The organism is Desulfotomaculum sp., assembly GCF_982386235.1.
Genome location: NZ_CEVWQM010000013.1, coordinates 65,569 through 85,111 on the forward strand (window position 1 = coordinate 65,569; position 19,543 = coordinate 85,111).

Annotated in this window: 23 protein-coding genes; 19 read left to right on the forward strand and 4 right to left on the reverse strand. The window is 43.5% G+C overall.

Annotation, left to right across the window (positions count from 1 at the left end; translation table 11 throughout):
* Positions 1-6: 6 nt before the first annotated feature.
* The 17 genes from AC1U9Z_RS09470 to AC1U9Z_RS09550 all read left to right on the forward strand — a co-directional run bounded on the left by AC1U9Z_RS09470 (position 7) and on the right by AC1U9Z_RS09550 (position 14,174).
* The gene (locus tag AC1U9Z_RS09470) at positions 7-735 is read left to right on the forward strand and encodes a YebC/PmpR family DNA-binding transcriptional regulator (protein WP_333530912.1); all 729 of its coding nucleotides are present in this window, start codon (positions 7-9) and stop codon (positions 733-735) included.
* 66 nt (positions 736-801) lie between these two features.
* Positions 802-1,416 (forward strand): hypothetical protein, encoded by a 615-nt coding sequence (locus tag AC1U9Z_RS09475; protein WP_479957252.1) that lies wholly within the window; start codon positions 802-804, stop codon positions 1,414-1,416.
* A 216-nt stretch (positions 1,417-1,632) separates the two neighbouring features.
* A complete protein-coding gene (gene ruvC, locus AC1U9Z_RS09480) occupies positions 1,633-2,124 on the forward strand; it encodes a crossover junction endodeoxyribonuclease RuvC (RefSeq protein ID WP_333530909.1) in 492 nt (163 codons plus the stop codon).
* On the forward strand, positions 2,121-2,720 hold the full coding sequence (ruvA, locus tag AC1U9Z_RS09485) for a Holliday junction branch migration protein RuvA (RefSeq protein WP_479957253.1): 600 nt from the start codon (positions 2,121-2,123) through the stop codon (positions 2,718-2,720). Before ruvC ends, ruvA begins: the two co-directional genes overlap by 4 nt.
* 15 nt (positions 2,721-2,735) lie before the next feature.
* On the forward strand, positions 2,736-3,770 hold the full coding sequence (gene ruvB / locus AC1U9Z_RS09490; RefSeq protein ID WP_333530907.1) for a Holliday junction branch migration DNA helicase RuvB: 1,035 nt from the start codon (positions 2,736-2,738) through the stop codon (positions 3,768-3,770).
* A gap of 542 nt (positions 3,771-4,312) precedes the next feature.
* Positions 4,313-4,867, forward strand: a complete 555-nt coding sequence (locus AC1U9Z_RS09495) for an epoxyqueuosine reductase QueH (protein WP_333530906.1) — start codon at positions 4,313-4,315, stop codon at positions 4,865-4,867.
* A complete protein-coding gene (locus tag AC1U9Z_RS09500) occupies positions 4,868-5,092 on the forward strand; it encodes a DUF2905 domain-containing protein (protein WP_333530904.1) in 225 nt (74 codons plus the stop codon).
* 147 nt (positions 5,093-5,239) lie between these two features.
* Complete coding sequence (gene queA / locus AC1U9Z_RS09505) at positions 5,240-6,265, forward strand: tRNA preQ1(34) S-adenosylmethionine ribosyltransferase-isomerase QueA (RefSeq protein ID WP_333530903.1); 1,026 nt, start codon at positions 5,240-5,242, stop codon at positions 6,263-6,265.
* A gap of 8 nt (positions 6,266-6,273) precedes the next feature.
* A complete protein-coding gene (gene tgt, locus AC1U9Z_RS09510; RefSeq protein WP_333530902.1) occupies positions 6,274-7,386 on the forward strand; it encodes a tRNA guanosine(34) transglycosylase Tgt in 1,113 nt (370 codons plus the stop codon).
* 75 nt (positions 7,387-7,461) lie between these two features.
* Complete coding sequence (yajC, locus tag AC1U9Z_RS09515) at positions 7,462-7,743, forward strand: preprotein translocase subunit YajC (RefSeq protein ID WP_333530901.1); 282 nt, start codon at positions 7,462-7,464, stop codon at positions 7,741-7,743.
* Positions 7,744-7,899: 156 nt separating this feature from the next.
* On the forward strand, positions 7,900-8,562 hold the full coding sequence (locus AC1U9Z_RS09520; protein ID WP_333530900.1) for an HD domain-containing protein: 663 nt from the start codon (positions 7,900-7,902) through the stop codon (positions 8,560-8,562).
* An 87-nt stretch (positions 8,563-8,649) separates the two neighbouring features.
* Positions 8,650-9,882, forward strand: coding sequence for a protein translocase subunit SecD (gene secD / locus AC1U9Z_RS09525; protein WP_479957254.1), 1,233 nt, complete (start codon positions 8,650-8,652; stop codon positions 9,880-9,882).
* Positions 9,883-9,895: 13 nt separating this feature from the next.
* Positions 9,896-10,774, forward strand: a complete 879-nt coding sequence (gene secF / locus AC1U9Z_RS09530; protein ID WP_479957255.1) for a protein translocase subunit SecF — start codon at positions 9,896-9,898, stop codon at positions 10,772-10,774.
* 197 nt (positions 10,775-10,971) lie between these two features.
* On the forward strand, positions 10,972-11,274 hold the full coding sequence (locus AC1U9Z_RS09535) for an ACT domain-containing protein (protein WP_333530897.1): 303 nt from the start codon (positions 10,972-10,974) through the stop codon (positions 11,272-11,274).
* A 23-nt stretch (positions 11,275-11,297) separates the two neighbouring features.
* Complete coding sequence (locus AC1U9Z_RS09540) at positions 11,298-12,656, forward strand: PFL family protein (protein WP_333530896.1); 1,359 nt, start codon at positions 11,298-11,300, stop codon at positions 12,654-12,656.
* 133 nt (positions 12,657-12,789) lie between these two features.
* Positions 12,790-13,704 carry an RluA family pseudouridine synthase gene (locus tag AC1U9Z_RS09545; RefSeq protein WP_333530895.1) on the forward strand — a complete coding sequence of 305 codons (915 nt, stop codon included), beginning with the start codon at positions 12,790-12,792 and terminating at the stop codon, positions 13,702-13,704.
* A gap of 176 nt (positions 13,705-13,880) precedes the next feature.
* Complete coding sequence (locus AC1U9Z_RS09550) at positions 13,881-14,174, forward strand: DUF5665 domain-containing protein (protein ID WP_333530894.1); 294 nt, start codon at positions 13,881-13,883, stop codon at positions 14,172-14,174.
* Between the two features lie 4 nt (positions 14,175-14,178).
* On the opposite strand, the gene AC1U9Z_RS09555 is transcribed toward AC1U9Z_RS09550, so the two are convergent.
* From AC1U9Z_RS09555 to AC1U9Z_RS09565, 3 genes are all read right to left on the reverse strand, one after another.
* Positions 14,179-14,634 carry a DUF441 domain-containing protein gene (locus AC1U9Z_RS09555; protein WP_333530893.1) on the reverse strand — a complete coding sequence of 152 codons (456 nt, stop codon included), beginning with the start codon at positions 14,632-14,634 and terminating at the stop codon, positions 14,179-14,181.
* Positions 14,635-14,719: 85 nt separating this feature from the next.
* Positions 14,720-15,535, reverse strand: coding sequence for a phosphosulfolactate synthase (gene comA, locus AC1U9Z_RS09560; RefSeq protein ID WP_333530892.1), 816 nt, complete (start codon positions 15,533-15,535; stop codon positions 14,720-14,722).
* A gap of 123 nt (positions 15,536-15,658) precedes the next feature.
* Entirely contained in the window at positions 15,659-17,098 is a 1,440-nt protein-coding gene (locus tag AC1U9Z_RS09565) for an MFS transporter (RefSeq protein ID WP_479957256.1), read from the reverse strand.
* A gap of 125 nt (positions 17,099-17,223) precedes the next feature.
* Between AC1U9Z_RS09565 and AC1U9Z_RS09570 the strand changes: the two genes are divergently transcribed.
* Positions 17,224-17,499 (forward strand): YqhV family protein, encoded by a 276-nt coding sequence (locus AC1U9Z_RS09570; protein ID WP_333530890.1) that lies wholly within the window; start codon positions 17,224-17,226, stop codon positions 17,497-17,499.
* 26 nt (positions 17,500-17,525) lie between these two features.
* On the opposite strand, the gene AC1U9Z_RS09575 is transcribed toward AC1U9Z_RS09570, so the two are convergent.
* Entirely contained in the window at positions 17,526-17,717 is a 192-nt protein-coding gene (locus AC1U9Z_RS09575; protein ID WP_479957257.1) for a helix-turn-helix domain-containing protein, read from the reverse strand.
* A gap of 204 nt (positions 17,718-17,921) precedes the next feature.
* Here AC1U9Z_RS09575 and AC1U9Z_RS09580 point away from each other — a divergent pair, with 204 nt between their 5' ends.
* Positions 17,922-19,250, forward strand: coding sequence for an acetyl-CoA hydrolase/transferase family protein (locus tag AC1U9Z_RS09580; protein ID WP_479957258.1), 1,329 nt, complete (start codon positions 17,922-17,924; stop codon positions 19,248-19,250).
* Positions 19,251-19,543: the final 293 nt, after the last annotated feature.

Sequence of the window (19,543 nt, forward strand, 5' to 3'; positions counted from 1 at the left end):
ATTTTTTTGTCTGGACACTCTAAATGGTCAACAATTAAACGTAAGAAAGCTAAGGTTGATGCCCAAAGGGGTAAAATATTTACAAGGCTGTCGAAGGAAATTATTATTGCTGCCAGAAATGGCGGCCCTGATCCAAATGGCAATATGAGGCTAAAGGCAGCCATTGAGAAGGCTAAAGTAGCCAATATTCCAAATGATAATATTCAAAGGGCGATTCAAAAAGGCGCTGGTGGTGGCGACGGGGCCAACTTTGAGGAATTCAGCTACGAAGGCTATGGGCCGGGTGGTGCTGCGATTTTACTAAATGTCGCCACGGATAATCGTAATCGAACGGCCGGTGAAGTCAGACATATTTTAACGAAATATGGCGGCAACCTAGGTGAAACTGGCTGTGTAGGCTGGATGTTCAACGAAAAAGGTATGATTATTATTGATCGCCAGGAAACGGATCTAAGTGAAGATGATATGATGTTGGCTGCTTTGGAAGCCGGTGCCGAGGATGTAAAGGCAGAAGAAGATAGTTTTGAGGTAACGACTGCGCCGGCGGATTTTGGAGCTGTAAAGGCTGCCCTTGAGGAGCAAGGACTGCCGGTGGCTGATGCGGAGTTAACCATGGTGCCGCAAAGTACGGTGAAGCTACAGGGTGATCTGGCGGAAAAGATGAATAAGATGATTGAGTTATTAGAAGATAATGATGATGTTCAAGAGGTCTTTACAAACTTCGAAGAGGAATAAACCGGGGGGACCCGGTTTTGTTTTTTTAAAAAATGGCAATACTAACCATCCAAAGGAGTGGTTAGTATGAGGAGAAGGTTATTATTTTTGGGTCTTGGCAGTGCCATAGCCCTATTTATAGTAGGCATCTGCCTGGATAGTGGTGGGCCTGGTGGCAAGGTAAATTATTTTTCTTCTTTACAGGTATTTGCCCAGGACAAGAAAAAGGCTTTTGGACCAGAGACGATGATTCGGGAGGAAAATATTTTTCTCTGTGGTGACGTTGAAGAGGTGGCCAGAAAGAAGGTCAAATCTCTACCAGTCAATGATGAAAAGGGTCTTAATGATCTCTATGGGGCCCAGGGTTTCAACCTAAATTATGGCAGCAATGAAATTGTGGCTCAACGGAAGGTGGATGAGTTTTGTGGTTATCATCGGAATTTTAGGCATTTAGGGATTCATGATGATAAGGTGGCAATTTATCAGGGGCCGATGGGGTATAATCAAAAGCTTTTAAGGCTTGAGGAGAAAATGCCGGTGCAAACTTTATCTGCGGAATATCAGGTTAAGCTGCAGCAGGTGATGGATTTCTTTCAAATGACGCCTGAGACACAGGCGATGCTGCGTTATGAGTTTGAATTTCAGAATGAGGATGCTTTGAATGCGATATTGGAGAATTTGGATGAACTTCAGGAGGATTAGCGTGTAGGAAAACCCGGTGGAAAAGGCCGGGTTTTTTGTTGGTTATTGCTTGGAAACTCCGTTTTGGTACTAAACTTAGTATAGTGGGTTTTGGCCCATGGCCGATGGCTACAGGAAAACGGTTGATTTCCTTTTTTCAAGCAGGAAATTACTGTGAGAGAACAGAACAATAGTTTGTAGTATAATATTCCCAGCTAGCTATTCTGGAGGTAATGAATGATCATTTTGGGCATAGATCCTGGCACAGCCATTACTGGTTATGGTGTGGTTGAATGTATTGGCAATCGCTACAGACCGATTACTTATAGTTGTTTGCGAACCGGGCCTGAGTTATCGTTGGATCTGAGGTTAAAAAGGATTTATCAGGGACTTTTAGATATCATTAAAACCTACCAACCCCACTGTATGGCGGTGGAGGAGCTGTTTTTTAACAAGAATGCCCGTACTGCCTTAGCCGTAGGACATGCCAGGGGGATTGCGCTGTTGGCGGGGGCTTGTTCGGATATTCCTGTTGCTGAATATACACCCCTACAAGTAAAGCAGGCTGTAACCGGGTATGGTAAGGCCGAAAAGCAGCAGGTGCAGTTTATGGTTAAAATGCTGCTGGGTCTGCCGGAGATTCCTAAGCCGGATGATGTGGCGGATGCGTTGGCCATAGCAATTTGTCATGCCCAGTGGAGTTCAACTTTTGGAGGAAGAATTCGATGATTGCATATGTAAAAGGGATTTTAGCCGGTGCTGGACCTGGCTTGGTGGTGGTGGATGTAAATGGGCTTGGTTATCAAGTCAGGATACCCTCGACAACTCCCTTACCCGCCCTGGGGCAGGAGGTTAAGTTTTTTACTTATATGTCTGTAAGGGAAGATGCAATGCAGCTTTTTGGGTTCTCGGGCGAGGATGAAAAGGAATGCTTTTTAACCCTGCTGGATGTGGCGGGGGTAGGGCCGAAGGTTGCTTTAGCAGTGATTTCTCATTTGCCGCCCGGTCAACTTCAGTCTGCGATTGCTTTACAGGACGTCAGTCAGTTGGTGAAGGTTCCAGGAGTTGGGAAAAAGACGGCCCAAAGGATATTGCTGGAACTTAAGGATAAACTAAAGGGTCTAACGGTGGTAGAAAAGGATCTGCAGCCCAGTTTCACCTTGCCTGGGACGGGCAGTGATGAAGCCGTTGAGGCACTTTTGGCTTTGGGTTATTCACAGACTGAGGCAAAGGATGCTGTGAAGAAGGCCCAAAGAGATGGTTCCATAGCGGACCTGTCGCTATTAATTAAAACCGCTCTCAAAGAACTGGCACCGTCCAGGTAATTTGGAGGTACCTACATGTCGGAACGACTTATTTCTGCTAACGCCCAGAATGAAGATAATGACCTGGAGTTAAGTCTGCGTCCCCGCAGATTAAATGAATATATTGGCCAACATAAGGTGAAGGAAACCATCTCCATCTTTGTTGAGGCAGCACGCTTAAGGGGAGAACCCCTGGATCATGTTTTATTGTTTGGACCGCCTGGCTTAGGGAAGACCACCCTCAGCAATATTATCGCCAATGAGATGGGGGTTAACATTCGCACCACCTCTGGACCAGCCATTGAAAGGCAGGGAGACCTGGCAGCCATTTTAACCAACCTTGGCCCGGGGGATGTGCTTTTTATTGACGAAATCCACCGCTTGAGCAAAGCGGTGGAGGAAATATTATACCCGGCAATGGAAGACTTTGCCCTGGATATCGTCCTGGGTAAGGGCCCGGGTGCCCGCTCCATTCGCTTGGACCTACCCAAATTCACCCTGATTGGTGCCACCACCAGAGCCGGCATGCTGGCCTCACCCTTAAGGGATCGCTTTGGTATCATCAGTAGGTTAGAGTTTTATAATACCGAGGATTTGACCAAAATAGTTACCAGGACCGCGGACATATTAAATGTAGCCATCGAAAAACCCGGCGCCGAAGAAATTTCCCACAGATCCCGTGGTACACCAAGGGTTGCCAATCGCTTGCTGAAACGTGTCCGCGACTACGCCCAGGTCAAGGCCCAGGGGGAAATAACAGCGGCAGTTGCCTCAGCAGCACTGGAATTCTTTGAAGTGGACCCCCTTGGCTTGGATCACACCGACCGCCGTTTGTTACAAAATATCATCGAAAAATTCAACGGCGGCCCCGTGGGCCTAGATACCATCGCAGCAGCTATCAGCGAAGAAACAGATACAGTGGAAGATGTCCTGGAACCCTATCTGATGCAATTGGGACTGATAACCAGAACACCCAGAGGCAGGATTGTTACACCCCAGGCCTATAAGCATTTGGGTATTCCTATGGCGAAGGCAGAACAGGAAAACAATGAGCAAGGAACACTGTTTTAGCTTACTGAAAAACTTTTTAATCATTCGACGGTGCCAGGCACTTGCTCGCTTGTAAGGTTACCTTAGTTTGAAGGACTTTGCTGCGGCAAGAACCAGGCACCTAGGTTGTTAGCTGAAAATAACGGCCATGAGCCATGGACCTTGTGCTTTAAGCCTTAGGCCGCAGGCCATAAATTCTAAACTCTCAGTGAAACTAAAACCTGTCAAACCAGTAAGTGCTATCGTTATCCCCCTGAGCGACTTTGGCGGAGCGTCGTTAATAGCTCTTGACAAGTGGAGGGCGAAATCAGAGGACAAGCAGCCTTAGCTGAGACAGGACGTCGAATCTAAGGCGGACCCTCCCTAAAATGCGGGGACAAGATGATTTCGCCTGGAACGAGTCTTAGAGTACCCTTTAGGGCACAAGATTATCGGCGCGGAGCCCAGGAGCGAAGGGGGATAACGATAGCACCCCCCGCTGATGCAATATTCCCCCTATACACCTTTTGTATTTTAGATATAATGACGAATTACCCAAAACTATTAAAACATGGTGATTAAAAATGAAAAAAATCCTACTACACACATGCTGCGGCCCCTGTTCCATCTACCCGTTGGACACCCTCCGCAGTAAAGACTTCGAAGTCTACGGTCTCTTTTACAACCCCAACATCCACCCCTACACAGAATTTAAAAAACGCCGAGACCAATTAGCCGAATACGCAGAACAGCAAAACTGGCAAGTCATCTTCGATGATGAATACAGACTGGATGAATACCTGCAAGAGGTTGTCCATCGGGAGGCCAGACGTTGCCAAATGTGCTACAACATGCGCCTTAGAAGGGCTGCCCAGATAGCAAAGAAAGGTAACTTTGACGCCTTTACGACCACCCTGCTGGTAAGCCCCTTTCAAAAACATGAACTGATACGAGAAATAGGGGAAAACCTGGCGGAACAATACAACATACCCTTTTATTATGAAGACTTTCGACCGGGCTTTAAAGAAGCTACCACAAAATCCAAAGAACTGGCCATGTACCGGCAACAATATTGCGGTTGTATTTACAGCGAAAGAGATCGATACTGCAAGCCCCCTCACAGAAAGGGAGGAAAATAAGTGGCACCCTTTGAATCCATGGCAAAAATGCTCATATTTGCAGGGGTTTTAATGGTCATATTTGGTGGCTTGCTATTTCTAGGCGGCAAAATACCTGGTATCGGTAAACTACCTGGGGATATTTTTTTTAGAAAAGGTAACTTCTCCTTTTATTTTCCTTTGGCTACTTCCATTCTCTTAAGTATCCTGCTTACTGTGATACTCAATTTATTTTTCAGGCGTTAAGATAAAAAAACAGCCAAATGAAGGAATTAGTAAAAATTCGTCGAAAAACCTAATTTATGCGTTTTTCCAACATTTAGTTATACGGTTAGGAATATTCAGGAATACTACAAATAGGCTATAAATTCCAGACCAAAAGGAGTTTCCAGATTGCAGCTAGCAGATTTTGATTTTGCATTACCGGAACAACTAATAGCCCAGGAACCATTAACACAAAGAGATCAATCCAGATTAATGGTTGTTCACAGGGATCGTGATAAAACAGAGCATAGAAATTTCAGAGACATACTTGAATATCTAAGACCCGGGGATGTGCTGGTAATGAACGATAGCAAGGTTTTACCAGCCCGGATCTATGGGTCTAAAATATCCACCGGAGCAAAAATTGAAGTTTTATTACTCAGGCAAATTTCCACCAACCAATGGGAAACCCTGGTTAAACCTGGGAAAAAAGCTAAGGTGGGCGAAACCCTGGACTTTGGTGCAGGTTTAATGCAGGGGAAAATCATCGGCCATACGGAAGTGGGTGGCAGAGTAATTGAATTTACCTACCAGGGATCTTTTCTGAATGTATTGGAGCAGATTGGTACGATGCCGCTGCCTCCATATATTCGGAAGCCACTGGCGGATAAACAACGTTACCAGACGGTTTATGCCCGGCAAGAAGGATCAGCCGCTGCACCTACCGCCGGGCTTCATTTTACCCAGCAGCTGCTGGAAGAAATTAGAGCTAAAGGAATAAAAATAGTATACGTTCTCCTGCATGTTGGCTTAGGTACCTTTCGACCTGTACAGGTGGAAGATATCACCAATCATCCTATGCATCAGGAATATTATGAAATAACTCCTCAGGCCGCAGAGATAATTAACCAGGCGAAGGAGCAGGGAGAACGCATCATAGCGGTGGGCACCACCAGCGTACGCTGTTTAGAAACATCCTCCAACCCAGAGGGACAAGTGATGGCTGGTTCAGGACTTACGGACATTTTTATTTATCCTGGCTATCGGTTCAAAGTAATGGATGGTTTAATCACAAATTTTCATTTGCCAAAATCCACCCTGCTCATGTTAATTAGCGCACTGGCCGGGAGAGAAAAAATATTACAGGCCTATCAGGAGGCAGTGCAAGAAAACTATCGTTTCTTTAGTTTTGGAGACGCGATGTTGATTATTTAGGAGGAAGTATGCCAGTTAAAATTGAGATTAAAAAGAAAGAAAAACATACCAGAGCCAGGCTTGGGGAATTGACCACCCCCCACGGCGTGGTCGAGACGCCGATTTTTATGCCGGTTGGCACCCAGGCCACCGTAAAAACAATGACTCCGGAGGAAGTAAAACAAACCGGCGGCAGACTGATTCTTAGTAATACCTACCACCTTTATTTACGTCCGGGCCATGACTTAATAAAGGAAGCCGGGGGACTCCATCAATTTATGAATTGGGACGGCCCCATTCTTACAGACAGCGGCGGCTTTCAGGTATTTAGCCTGGGGCCCCTAAGGACCATTACAGAGGATGGAGTGGAGTTCCGCTCCCACATTGATGGATCGAAACATTTCTTTACACCGGAAAAGGTGATGGAAATAGAACAGGCCTTGGGTGCAGATATCGCAATGGCCTTTGATGAATGTGCCCCTTACCCCTGCGATAAGGAATACGCCGTGGCGGCCTTAGAACGCACCACCAGGTGGGCAGAAAGATGCAAAAAAGCCCATACCAGAAAGGATCAAGCCTTGTTTGGTATTGTTCAGGGCGGCGTATTCACGGATCTGCGTGAACGCAGTGCCCGTGAATTGATTGCCCTGGATTTTCCTGGTTATGGTATAGGGGGTCTCTCGGTGGGGGAACCTAAGGAACTAATGTATGAAGTGCTGGATAACCTTATGCCGATCATGCCAGAGGACAAACCACGTTACCTAATGGGCGTTGGCTCACCGGATTGTTTGATTGAAGGGGTTGTCCGGGGAATTGATATGTTTGACTGTGTACTGCCAACCCGCATTGCCCGTAACGGCACGGTATTTACCCGTAACGGCAAATTGACCGTACGAAATGCCGAATATGCCAGAGATTTTTCACCGATGGATAAGCATTGCAACTGCTATGCCTGCCAAAATTACTCCCGGGCCTATATTCGACACCTTATCAAAGCCGATGAAATTTTAGGGATTCGTTTAACAACCATCCATAATTTACATTTTCTACAGGATTTAATGGAAAACATTCGTCAGGCCATTCGTGAGGATCGTTTATTGGCATACCGAGAAGAATTTTTAAAAGTTTTTAATGCAGGATAAATTTTCTTAATTTGGCAGGGAAATAAATAAAAATAAAGAATTTTAAATTGATGATGCAGAAGGGAGGTTCTTGTTTTGAATTTTGGTCCACAGACAGCTTCTATTATTTACATTGTAGCGTTATTTGCTATCCTTTACTTCTTAATGATCAGACCTCAACAAAAAAGACAAAAACAACACGCAGCCATGATCAAAGGTCTCAATGTAGGTGATCATATCGTTACCGTGGGAGGGCTTTTGGGTTCAATCATTAAGATCAAAGAAAACTCAATTGTTGTAAGGATCGCTGATAAGGTACATGTGGAATTGTTAAAAAGTGCCATCGCACAGGTTACCGAAAAGAAAGACGAGGATTAAATAAGTTAAAATTGTCATAGAAAAAATAGAGTAGGCCAGTCCTACTCTATTTTAACATACACAAAAGCCCAAGGCCCATGACTCAAATTCCAAAGCCCAAAAAAGCTGAAGATTTGAAAGTTGATGGCTGCTGACGGCCTAAAAGGAGTGGTTTCCTTGAACATAACTCTAGAAGATGTCAAAGAGAATCCGATGGTCGATGCTTGCATTCGTAAAGGTAATGAGTATCTTGGAGTTATGGGTTTTACCGAACATAGTTATCGGCATATTAACTTGGTTTCCAGTATAGCCAGAAATATTTTAGAAAAATTGGGTAGGCCCCAAAGGGAATGTGAGCTTGCTGCCATTGCCGGCTATATGCATGATATAGGGAACGTCATTAATCGTAATGATCATGGTATTTCCGGTGCCAATATTGCCTTTAATCTTCTATTAAATATGGGTATGTCGCCGGAAGAGGTGTGCATGGTGACTTCGGCTATCGCTAATCATGAAGAACAATATGGCTACCCAGTCAATACGGTGGCTGCGGCATTAATTGTGGCAGACAAATCCGATGTACACCGTTCCAGGGTGCGCAATCAGGATTTTGCTACCTTCGACATCCATGACAGGGTTAATTATGCTGCATCCCATGCCTTTGTTTATGTTAATGACGATATAAGAACCATTACCATGGAATTAAACATAGATATTGAAATTTGTCCCGTAATGGAGTATTTTGAAATATTTCTCAGCAGGATGACCCTTTGTCGAAGGGCCGCAAATTACCTGGGTTGTAACTTTCAATTGGTAATTAATGGAGCCAAATTACTATAATTAGAAGATTGCCTTAATTGACAGGATATTTTAGCGGGTATATAATTATTTTTGTTTATCTGTAGTATAAAAGGGGGAAATTTGGAGATGAAATGGGGTAGAGTACTCAGACTCTTTGCAGTTGTCATCGCAGTAATTGTCATCGCAGCTTTTAGTGTGCAGCCCATCTTCCCGAATGTAAAGTGGCTACCGCTGACGAATCAAATACCTCTGGGCCTGGATTTACAAGGCGGCGTTCATGTGGCTCTGGAGGCCAAGGATACTGACCAGGCCAAGGTAAATAAGGAAACCATGAGACAACTTCAGGAAACCATTGAACGCCGGGTCAATGCCTTTGGTGTTTCGGAACCCATTGTCCAGCAAGAGGGTAACAATCGCCTTATCGTAGAATTGGCCGGTATTAAAGATCCTGAAAAAGCAGTGGAAGAAATTGTAAAAACAGCCTATCTTGAATTTAAAACCGAAGATGGCCATACCATTCTGACTGGTGCTGATTTAAAGAATGCCGTGGAATCCATGGACCCAACCTCCAATGCGGTAGAAGTGGGTTTGGAGTTTAACAATGAAGGTACCAGGAAATTTGCCGAGGCCACCAGTGAAAATGTCGGCAGGCCTATCGCCATTATCCTGGATGATAAAGTCTTACAAACCCCCGTGGTGTCAGAGCCTATTACTGGTGGAAAAGCCAGAATTACTGGCTATGCCAGTCTTGATGAAGCCCATACGATGGCAGTTTTGCTAAAATCCGGTGCTTTGCCCCTGAAAACAGAGGTTATTGAAAAAAGAACCGTAGGTCCCAGTTTGGGTGCTGATTCCCTTAGTAAATCCATTAAGGCTGCAGCCATAGGAATTGTTGCCATTTTCCTTTTTATGTTAGGGTATTATCGTTTACCTGGCATGGTGGCCAACTTTGCCTTGATCGTTTATGGGGTAATCGTGCTGATGATTTATGCAGCCATGAATGTGGTGCTAACCCTACCTGGTATAGCGGCCTTTGTACTGTCTTTAGGTATGGCGGTGGATGCCAACGTTATTATCTTTGAACGTGTAAAGGAAGAGTTAAAGAGCGGCAAGAGTCTGCGTTCCTCTATCGAATCAGGGTTTAAACGTGCCTTTGTGGCGGTTCTTGACTCCAACGTTACCACTCTGATTGCTGCCGTGGTACTTTTCTACTTTGGTTCCGGCCCCATCAAAAGTTTCGCCGTGGCTCTTTCTGTGGGGATTCTGACCAGTATGTTTACAGCCATCACCTTTACCAGGTGGATGCTGCATCTTACAGCAAGTACTGGTATTAAAAATACCAAATTATACGGTGCGTAGGGGGGTAAATTAAATGTTTCATATTATAAAATCCAGAAAAATATTTTATATTATCTCCCTGGTCATTATCCTTGTTGGTGTAGTTTCACTATTCACACGGGGGCTCAACCTAGGCATTGATTTTACCGGTGGTAACTTTGTGGAGCTGAGGTTTAATCAAGCAGTAACAGCAGATCAAATTCGCACTGCCCTAGCTGAGCATCAGTTGGAAGACAGCAAAATCCAAACCAGTGGAGAAAATACGTATATCATCAGAACCCATGCTTTATCCCAGGTAGCGAGTGAAAAGGCCTTTAATGACATTAGTGAAAAATTGGGCGGAGCCACCATGCTGCGAAATGAACTGGTGGGTCCGGTTGTAGGCAAAGAACTTACCAGACAAGCTATTTTGTCATTGATAATTGCTTCTGTTTTAATGATTCTCTATATCACTTGGCGTTTTGAGTTCCTGCAAGGTATATCTGCCATTGTGTCCCAGATGCACGACGTTATGGTAATGGTTGGTTTTGCCTCACTATTACAAATCGAGATAGACAGCACCTTTGTAGCTGCGGTGTTAACCATTATTGGTTATTCTATTAATGATACCATTGTAATTTTTGATCGTATCCGCGAAAATTTGAGAATAAACCGTAAGGAAGAGCTGGCGGAATTGGTTAACAAATCCCTCTGGCAAACCATGGCTCGTTCCATTAATACTGTATTAACAGTGGTGTTTGTGCTGCTAGCATTATTAATCTTTGGCGGCAGCACCATCCACAATTTTATCTCCCTACTGTTAATTGGTGTTATAGTCGGGTGCTACTCATCGATCTTTATTGCAGCTCCAATGTGGTTCGACTTAAGACGAAGGCAAAAGGCACGTAAAGCTGCTGAAAAGGCTACGGCATAATACAACAAAATAAAGCGCGGGGGATAAACCTCGCGCTTTATTTTACTATCAGGAATTATAAGATTTTAAGGATGATCGTATAGAAAAGCGAAGGCTCGTGCTATGGGCTCGCGTGCCCATTAGGGTATGCGTAGCCTTAAGGGCATAAACGAGCCAAGCTTTTCTAAGCATATTCACCCCGATGGAGGAGGAACTTTATGTTAGAGAAACTGGATAGTCAACAGCAAGGCAACAGGATTATCGTCACAGTTATTGGTCAAGACAAAGTAGGTATTATAGCAAAGGTAGCTACGATTTTGGCAGAACACAGCATAAATATTCTAGATATTAGCCAAACCATTTTGCAAGAGTTTTTTGCTATGGTGTTGGTGGCAGATATGGAAAAGAGTAACCTTTCCTTTGAAAACTTAAAGGAAAAACTAAATAACTTGGGCCAGGAATTAGGTTTAAAAATAGATGCTCAGCATGAGGATGTATATCGATATATGCACCGGATTTAATTGTGGCAGCCTAGGAGGTATATATGTACAGTGTAAATGAAGTTCTGGAGACCATTCGTATGGTACAGGAAGAGAATCTTGATATACGTACCATTACCATGGGTATTAGTCTGAGGGATTGCGCCGATGCTGACGCGGCGAAGGCCTGTCAAAGGATATATGATAAGATTACCAAACAAGCAGCTAATTTAGTTAAAACCGGCGAAGAAATTGAACGTGAATATGGTATCCCCATTATTAATAAACGTATTTCAGTCACGCCAATTTCCTTGGTGGCCGAAAGCAGTGCTGCTGATAATTATACAGTTTTTGCTGAAGCCATGGATAAGGCTGCCAAAGAAGTGGGTGTAAACTTTATTGGTGGTTTTTCTGCCTTAGTGCACAAGGGATTTACCAAGGGTGATAGAATATTAATCAACTCAATCCCCGAAGCTCTGGCTGCCACCGAAAGGGTTTGTTCTTCCGTTAATGTAGCTACCACTAAGGATGGTATCAACATGGATGCCGTTTACCTTATGGGGCAAGTGGTTAAGGATTGTGCCGCCAGAACTGCGGATAAGGATGGCTTGGCCTGTGCCAAGCTGGTCGTTTTCTGTAACGTTCCCGAGGACAATCCCTTTATGGCAGGAGCCTTTCATGGTATTGGTGAGGCAGAGTGTGTTGTTAGCGTAGGAGTTAGCGGCCCGGGTGTAGTTAAAAACGCTGTGGAGAAGGTCAAGGGATCTGATTTTGGCACACTGGCTGAAACAGTCAAAAAGACTGCCTTCAAAATCACCCGTATGGGTGAATTGGTAGGGCGAGCAGCTGCCGGAAAATTGGGTGTACCCTTTGGCATTGTGGACCTATCCCTGGCCCCTACCCCGGCAGTGGGTGATAGTGTGGCGGAAGTACTTGAGGCTATGGGTTTGGAATGCTGTGGGACCCATGGTACGACAGCAGCCTTAGCCCTGCTTAATGACGCTGTTAAGAAGGGAGGAGCCATGGCTTCATCTTACGTGGGTGGTTTGTCCGGTGCCTTTATTCCCTTGAGTGAGGATGCAGGTATGATCCGGGCCGCCGAACGTGGTATTCTTACCTTGGAAAAACTAGAGGCAATGACCTGTGTGTGTTCTGTGGGCCTGGATATGATTGCTATTCCCGGGGATACTACCGCAGAAACCATTGCAGCCATTATCGCCGATGAGATGGCCATTGGCATGATCAACTTTAAAACAACCGCAGTTAGAATCATCCCTGCCCCTGGTAAAGCAATCGGCGACCGAGTTGAATTTGGCGGGTTATTAGGCCATGCCCCCATAATTCCTGTGAAACAATCCAGTTCCCTGGAATTCGTATCCAGGGGCGGACGCATTCCCGCCCCCATCCATAGTTTGAAAAATTAACGATATGCAGATTAAGAGCTTTTTAATGCCAATCGGTATTAAAGGGCTCTTTTCTATAATCCGTTCGCCATTAGCCAAAACCGAATGCTACAGCCAAAGGCTAAAAGCTAACAGCTAATTCGAGGTGTTATTTGTGGAATCCTTTACTTATGAAGTAACAGCGGAACGAGCGAAAATAAGGCTTGATATTTTCTTAACCAGCCAGTGTGAGGATCTCAGCCGATCTCATATTCAAAAACTTATTGAAGATGGTTATGTTACAGTAAATGATAAACCCGGTAAAGCGAATCATAAATTAAAGATCGGGGAGCTTGTCTGCATCCAAATTCCTCCGGCTGAGGAATTAAGGGTTGAAGCTGAGAATATTCCCCTTGATATTTACTATGAAGATCGTGATGTGGTGGTGGTAAACAAACCAAGGGGGATGGTGGTTCATCCAGCGGAGGGGAATACCAGTGGCACCTTAGTAAATGCACTGCTATATCATTGCCATGACTTGTCCGGTATTAATGGCATTATGAGGCCGGGCATTGTGCATCGTTTAGATAAAGACACATCCGGTCTGATTATGGTTGCCAAAAATGATCATGCTCACCAAAGCCTGGCCCAACAATTAAAGGACAGAACCGTTACCAGACGTTATCAGGCCTTAGTTCATCACAATATAAAAAAAGATGCGGGTACAATCAATGCACCCATCGGCCGTGACCCCAGGGAGAGACAGAGAATGGCTGTGATCAATCGAAATTCTAAGCCGGCCGTTACACATTTTACCGTATTAGAACGCTTTGGTGATTATACCATGATCGAATGCCGCTTGGAGACAGGCCGTACACACCAAATAAGAGTCCATATGAGTTATCTTGGATTTCCATTGGTGGGTGATCCCAAATATGGACCAGCTAAGGACCCTTTTAATTTAAATGGCCAACTTCTGCATGCCAAAATCCTTGGTTTTAAGCATCCCACCTCCGGCCAATACCTAGAATTTCAGTCCCCCTTGCCGGAAGTGTTCCAAAGGGTTCTGCGAAAATTGGGAAGAACTTAGCCATTAGCTATTGATTTGGGAAAACTCCAAAGGACATACAGGAAAGGTCCAAGGCGTAAATAGCCAAGGACCTTTGGTATCGAAGCAGACTGCCATAGCTAACGGCTAACAGTTAATAGCTAAAGGTTGTATAAAACTTTCCCACCTGCTAACAATAATGTTAGGAGGCGTTTTTTATGGAACAGGTAAATCAGGGAATGCTTTCATTACAGAAAAGAATTGACCTATTGGCCAAAAATATGGAAAAAATGAAATTAACGGAATATGTTGAACTGCTCGGGGATACGAAGCGTCTTTTATGGGTTAATTTCATTTCAGGCATTGCCAGGGGCTTAGGCATTGCCGTAGGATTTACCATTCTAGGTGCTGCACTACTGTTTGTCTTACGAAAACTGGTGATGCTTAATTTGCCGGTAATTGGGGGTTTTATTGCACAAGTGGTTCAAATGGTGCAAATAAAAATGTATTAGTCTATTACTGAAACCAGACTAATACTTCTGCGAAAAGAGCTGCAACCCCGGCTGCCATCAGGGGCCCCACCGGCTGGCCGTTAAAAAAGATAATACCGATCACGGATCCCACGATTAAGCCAAAGATAATGCTTGGATCAATTTGCATAAGTTTTAAACCCTCACTGTTTAAGTGGGTAGCTAGTATCCCGCCGACAATGGCCATTAATCCTGGTAGTGAGGAGACATTGTAAAGTAAATCACGGGTGGTAACCTTGTCTGTGGCGATGGGTACTAGAATGGAGAGCAACAAAAATAGCAGGCCTAACTCTAAGCCATGGGTTTCTAAATAGGGAAAAATAAAATCCAATTTACTAAATTGAAATATTAATATAATGCTGGCGCAGCTGGCAATAAGGTTAGATTTAGCCACTAAGCCAATAAGCAGCAAGATTACCATGGTCGTTTCTCCGGAGTACATAGACTTAGCTCCTTTTAATGGACAGGTTTTATATAGAATATATATGCGACCATGGTAACGACTAGCACGAATAAAGTTAGGATGATTATTTTGTATGATGGAGTAAGACTGCTTTAAGGGTATCTGCCCTTAGACCAACCCTTAGGGCCTCCAGTGCCAATACCTCATGAGGATTCACATTGCCGATATTAACATTTGGACCAAATCGGATAATTAACTCCTGTTGTTGCTCTTTAAGGGGAGCTTCCCAGATTAAACGAGAAGCATCACCAATGCCATAGACCAGTTCTTCTAAATCCGACACAATCAAATTACCATCCTTATCATAAAGTCCAACTGCTTTGCCAGACTCCCGCCCTTCCACAATTACATGGGTAGCCCCATAGGACAAATCATGATTAACTAACTGAACAATTTCCTTAATCTCCACCTCATCATTGGGATCCTTCTTACCCACCTCCGTTAAAACCTTGAATCCCATTTCCACTGCAGTTGTAATTGCCTCAGCACGTAGGTTTAAATCCAGATCAATTGTACCATCTGAAACCTCAATGGCTGTGAAGCCAAAATCCCTGGCCATTGCCAAATATTGTCTGAGCTTGTCCTGAAGGATTGCTACTTCTAAAAATGTACCCCCGGGGTAGATATCGACACCATGTGAACGTACTAAGTGGATTTTCTCTTCTAAAATATCGTTATCATACAATGCTGAAGTGCCAAAACCAAGTTTTAAAAAATCAATGTAGTTGGCGGACAGGTTTAGAAGGTCTCTCGTCTCACCCAAACCTAACCCTTTGTCGATGACCATAGACATACCGGTTAAGCGAGGTTTACTTATTCTCTTACCCAATGGAAATTGGAGTAGTTCCTGCCAGGAGTATTTCCCCCCACGAATGTTCATTAACCAACAGCTCCTCTCACGATCCGCTAAGGCGGAACGTCTGACACCTCCTTTTTATACGTCATAGGAATGTGAAAGGCTTTATTCTGAGATTAATTTATGCCGTGATCCCTTTAGTGGTCACTAATTTTTGGACTCGCCATTATTTACCTGTACAACCTCATTTATCCTATCCATTATCCTATCCATGCTTTTTTCGGGCATGGGCTTACGGGTAACGAAAGATGATTTAGAACGCCAAGTTAAGGAATTATAAATTAAGAAGGAATGTTTTACCTGTTTAACAATAATCTGTTTTGGTTGCTTTGGCTTTGCAGTACTATCCTTCTCCTGGGATGATTGAATTGCCTTAACCTTAATAAAGATAAAGGAAAGGATTGCAGATACCGCAGCCAAACCGGCTGAGGCCCAAAACATAATATCTGGCCCCTTTGATACTAACCATCCAAATAAGGGAGGTCCTGCGGCAACACCAAGAAAACGGACACTGCCATATAATGAGGTCACTAAGCCTCTTTCATCCTTTTCCGTTGAGCTGGTAATTAAAGTATTGAGGCAGGGCAACACGAAACCAGTACCTATTCCCGCCACAGAAATGCCAACAAAAAAGATATAGACATTATTAAATAAAGGTAGTGTGACTAAGGATGCGGCAATTAAACTGTGTCCAATGACCACCAGCCATTTCATTAATTTAAATTTCTTTTTGATTAAGGCACCGGTAATATAGGAAGTTGTACTCATAAATAATAAAGGGATGGCAAGGACGGCACCCTTTCTAACACCTTCCAGACCATATTTTTTTTCCAGGTAGTCGGAAAGATAAAATAATACCCCGAACAGGATTAAAAGGGCTGTAGAACCTGCAAAAAAACTGGTTAAGAGCAAGGGAGATTTTTTCTTAAATATTTTCTTAATGGAGCTAACATACTCATTTACCTTTTTGGGTTCCTTTTTTGACTCAGGTTCTTTACAAAAAAACCAAACTCCCAGGATAACGATGGCGATAACAATGGGAAAGAAAAAGAAAATGGCCCACCAGGCGATTAAAGCCACCAAGGAACCAAGAATGGGGCTGGCTACTTTACCCAAACCATTGGAAGCTTCAATGACACCCAAGGATTTGGCCCGTTCCTTTCCTTTCCATAAATCCCCGCAAAAGGCCATGGCGATTGGTGCTGTGCCCGCAGCACCAATACCTTGGATAATCCGGCCCCCCAAGATCCAGTGAAAAGCGTTCTCTTTAAAAATTAAGGCGGCAGCACCAGCCAGGAGTCCCCCTAGCCCATATAAAAAAAGACCGGGGATAATTATTTTTTTTCTACCAAAACGGTCTGATAAAAAACCGGCGAAGGGTATAACAATTCCCGCTGGCACAGAGAACAGAGTAATAAGTAGACTAATTTGCATTTGTGAGACATTGAGCGATTTTGCCATTTGTGGCATTACAGGAATTAACATCGAATTTCCCAGTACCATGATTAAGGGAATACCGGCCAGAGCTGCCAATGTAAATTTATTCACTTTGTTTTCTTGCTGTCCATTGGATGCTGCCTGCGACAAAAAAATCACGTCCTTAAATTTGTGATCAGCGAAAATATTTTGTCTCCGAAACGATATTCCTATGCATTTAACAGGTTCAACCAGCATATTTAAAGTTATGGAAAAAATAGCAACGGAGGGATCATGTGTTTTTTGTCGCAGATAAAATAGTTTTTGCCATGGCCATGTTACGCTGTTTATCCGCCAGTATTGAAATGACAGCCGCCATGTTAATGTTAAAATATGGACGGGTAGAAACCGCCCTCAAAATTAATGCCGTTTTAGCTCTGGTCGGACCCTCTGTCATGATTATCGTAACAACCTTAGGTTTGGCAGGCCTCGCAGGAAAGATCTCATTAAGCAAATTAGGAATTATTTTTAGCGGTGTTGCGCTAATATTTTATGGTATAAGCAGACCTTAGATAGCTATGAGCCTTGGGGGTCATAGCTATTTTCTTCTGGTTGTATTTTTTAATATTTGACCTCTATTCCACGTAATTGCTCTTCGATTGATAACTTGTCCGTTTGGGGAGAGCGAAGGAATTACGAACGCTTTGCCTTGCTCCTTAACTCCCTTTTTAATGCGTTTTACTTGGCGTTCGCTTAAGTTTAAAATTTCCGCAGCCTCACGGATAGTCATTTTCCCATCTAGCAGACAACCGCAACATATAGCTTATTTCAGTATCATCCCTTCATTCTATCCAGGGTGACATTTTCTCAGAAACATTTCAGGGTAACATTATTACAGAATTAACACAATATTTCGAGAATAAGTCTTGCTGAAAGACATATTTTCATTTATACTACTATTAACTTAATATATAGATGAAAGGGGAAGCTATTTATGTTTTCAAGTTATGTAGAAGAGTACAAAAAGAAGCTTGTTTCTGCTGATGAGGCAGCAAAAGTAGTAAAATCCGGTGATTGGGTAGAATATGCTTTTGGTATTGCATGTTCTGATGCCTTTGATAAAGCTCTTGCCAAACGCAAAGACGAACTAAAAGATGTAAATATACGTGTTGATATCGGTGCTTACCCCCATTATACCCTGGAAGCCAGCAATGAAGTTTTCACCTGGAACAGTTGGCATGTTGCTGGACATGACAAGGCTTGGATCAACAAAGGGCTTTATTATATTCCTATGAAATTCCATGAAATCGTTCCGATGACAAAAGAAAACTGCGTGCCCAATAATGTTTTTGTCGCTCAGGTCAGTCCGATGGATAAACACGGTTATTTCAGCTGGGGAGCAGGTGCACCAAGTGCAATGGCAGCCTTTGAAACGGCTCAATACAGGATTTTAGAAGTTAACCCCAAGATGCCTCGTGTATTGGGCGGCGGACAGGAATGTATACATATCTCTAGGGTAGATTATGTAATCGAAGTTGATAACAACATTCCAACCTTACCCGATAACCCTCCCAGTGAAATTGATGTTCAGTTAGCTGGAAACATCATCGGTAAATTGAGAGACGGTTGTTGTATCCAATTGGGTATCGGTGGTGTTCCGAATGCTGTTGGTGCGATGATAGCAGCATCCGACTTAAAAGATCTGGGTGTTCACACCGAAATGTATGTCGACGCTTATGTTAAAATGGCAGAAGCCGGAAAAATCACAGGTAAGTATAAAAATTTAGATAAGTATAAGCAAGTGTTCTCATTTGCCATGGGTTCACAAAAATTATACGATTATATTGATGATAACCCCGGTTGCGTAGCTTACAATGTTGATTATACAAATCATCCCTCAATAATTGCACAGATAGACAACTTTGTTTCAATCAATGCCTGCGTTGAGGTAGATCTGTTTGGCCAGATATGTTCTGAGAGTGCAGGAACCAAACATATCAGCGGCACTGGCGGACAGCTTGATTTTGTAGAAGGTGCTTATAAATCAAAGGGCGGACAAAGCTTCGTGTGTACACCATCTGTTAAAGAAATCAAAGGTAAGAGAGTATCTGCAATAAAACCAATTCTAACTCCTGGTGCTATCGTGACTTGCCCAAGATCTGCTGCACATATGATCGTAACTGAACAGGGGATTGCCAATATGAAAGGTAAGAGCACATGGGAACGTGCCGAAGCTTTAATCAATATTGCACATCCTGACTTCAGAGAAGAATTGATCAAAGATGCAGAGTCAATGAATATTTGGAGAAAAAGCAACAAATAGTATCAATATAACTAGTTAAAAACAAAAAAGTCGCAATTGCGGCTTTTTTGTTTTTAACGGATTATTGTGGACAATGAACCGGGCATCCCGGGGCTTCACTCGAATTAAAGCGTTCAAGGGGTTCCTGGCAAAAGCAGGGGGTTGTGGGCGATGGGCCTTGGGGGTCATGGCTATTTTGATCTTTTGGTTGACAGTGGTAAAAAGCAATGATAAACTAAGTTTCGATATAAATCCTTTAAGTTGGTTCAGAGAAGCCGGTAAGGATATAGATTTACTCGTGGATCAGAGTTAAA